Below are 389 nucleotides of genomic sequence, written 5' to 3'. Positions count from 1 at the left end.
GCATTAAGTAATGGTGATGTGGTCAACAGCGACCTCAGTGTCGCATGGGGCGGCGCAGGTAGCATTGCGCCGAACTCTGACGACACCTTCCAGAGTTTGTATCTTGATTTAGTTCGCATTGAATCGTTAGCCGCGCCTCAGCAAGTCGGTGATACAGTGACCGCGAGATTGCTTGGCAGTACGCCAGAGCATAATCAGCAGCCCGATGATGTTCAGTATCAATGGCAACGCAGCAGTAATGGTATCAATTGGAGTGACATTCAAACGTCAGGCAATAATGCTAATTATCAGTTGACCAGCGCCGACGAAACCGCAGGTGAAGTTCGCGTGATAGCGACCCCAATCGTGGGTGGCAGCCCGATGACTGAATTGGTTTCAACGCCAGTGCT

1 protein-coding gene is annotated in these 389 nt (G+C 51.4%); it reads left to right on the top strand.

The window, feature by feature from the left end; all coding sequences use genetic code 11:
• Positions 1–389: hypothetical protein (locus F8B77_RS17740; protein ID WP_167512876.1), on the top strand; the 389-nt coding region annotated here is incomplete at both ends.

The organism is Aliivibrio finisterrensis, assembly GCF_008933155.1.
Lineage (GTDB): Bacteria > Pseudomonadota > Gammaproteobacteria > Enterobacterales > Vibrionaceae > Aliivibrio > Aliivibrio finisterrensis.
The sequence above is the reverse complement of the archived record's forward strand: the minus strand, read 5'-3'. Positions and strand labels throughout refer to the sequence as shown.